Source organism: Acidovorax sp. KPB24-03, from assembly GCF_057546605.1.
Genome location: NZ_BAAJYR010000620.1, coordinates 1 through 1,507 on the forward strand (window position 1 = coordinate 1; position 1,507 = coordinate 1,507).

At 60.5% G+C, this 1,507-nt stretch carries 1 protein-coding gene; it reads right to left on the reverse strand.

Annotation, left to right across the window (positions count from 1 at the left end; translation table 11 throughout):
• Positions 1–199: 199 nt before the first annotated feature.
• The gene (locus AC27KI_RS24580; protein WP_284429450.1) at positions 200–1,396 is read right to left on the reverse strand and encodes a ribonucleotide-diphosphate reductase subunit beta; all 1,197 of its coding nucleotides are present in this window, start codon (positions 1,394–1,396) and stop codon (positions 200–202) included.
• Positions 1,397–1,507: the final 111 nt, after the last annotated feature.

Consider the following 1,507-nt stretch of genomic DNA (forward strand, 5'->3'; position numbering starts at 1 on the left):
TTTTTCGCAGTTGCCATCATTTTCTCCTTGGGTCAATTTGCAAAGAGCACTCCACGCCTGCATTGGACATGGAGCGATCCATGGCGATGGGACGAGTCCCATCGCCATGAACACGGGAACGCCCCGCGCGGCAGGGCTTTGCAGCGCTGCCGGTGAGGGACGTGGAATGAAAATGCATGGCCTGGAATGTGTCGGGAGGCTAATCCCAGGACAGTGCACCGCCGGACTGGTACTCGATGACGCGGGTCTCGAAGAAGTTGCGCTCCTTCTTGAGGTCGATCATCTCGCTCATCCAGGGGAAGGGGTTTTCTTCGTTGGGGAACAGCGCCTCCAGGCCGATCTGCGTGGCGCGGCGGTTGGCGATGTAGCGCAGGTAGCCCTTGAACATGGAGGCGTTCATGCCCAGCACGCCGCGTGGCATGGTGTCTTCGGCGTACTGGTACTCGAGCTCGACGGCCTTCATGAACAGGCCATTGATCTCTTCCTTGAACTCCGCGGTCCACAGGTGCGGGTTCTCCAGCTTGAGCTGGTTGATCAGGTCGATGCCGAAGTTGCAGTGCATCGATTCGTCGCGCAGGATGTACTGGTACTGCTCGGCGGCACCGGTCATCTTGTTCTGGCGGCCGAGCGCGAGGATCTGCGTGAAGCCGACGTAGAAGAACAGGCCTTCCATCAGGCAGGCGAAAACGATCAGCGACTTGAGCAGCGTCTGGTCGGTCTCGGGCGTGCCGGTCTTGAAGTTGGGGTCCATGATCGCCTCGATGAAGGGGATCAGGAACTCGTCCTTGTTGCGGATGGAGGCGACTTCGTTGTACGCGTTGAAGATCTCGCTCTCGTCGAGGCCGAGCGATTCGACGATGTACTGGTAGGCGTGCGTGTGGATCGCTTCCTCGAAGGCCTGGCGCAGCAGGAACTGGCGGCATTCGGGCGCGGTGATGTGGCGGTACGTGCCCAGCACGATGTTGTTGGCGGCCAGCGAATCGGCGGTCACGAAGAAGCCGAGGTTGCGCTTGATGATGCGGCGCTCGTCTTCGGTCAGGCCGTTCGGGTCTTTCCACAACGCGATGTCGCGCGTCATGTTCACCTCTTGCGGCATCCAGTGGTTGGCGCAGGTGGCGAGGTATTTTTCCCAGGCCCACTTGTACTTGAAGGGCACCAGTTGATTGACGTCGGTCTGGCCGTTGATGATGCGCTTGTCGGCGGCATTCACGCGGCGGTGCACGGTGTCGGCGGGCGGGGCAGAGGGGGTGGGCGTGCTGCCGGCGGGCAGGCTTTCGGCGGGTGCCGCAGCGGCTTGCGAAAGCGCGGACGGCGACTCCGCCGGGCGGTTGTTTTGCAGACCGCCGTCCAAGAGTTTCTGCGATGAGGGCTTGACTTCTTCGTCCCAGGTCAGCATAGGTTTTCCAATGGTCGGATTATGAAAGCAGCGCTGCAAAATTAAAAGCGCTGGAGCGTGATGCAGCCATGTTTTTGTTGCTTCACTGCACATGCGCGGCACCCTGATCGA

Bases quoted from the DNA above. Each gene is read 5' to 3' on its own strand.
- AC27KI_RS24580 (WP_284429450.1), bottom strand. From the start codon at position 1,396: ATGCTGACCTGGGACGAAGAAGTCAAGCCCTCATCGCAGAAACTCTTG.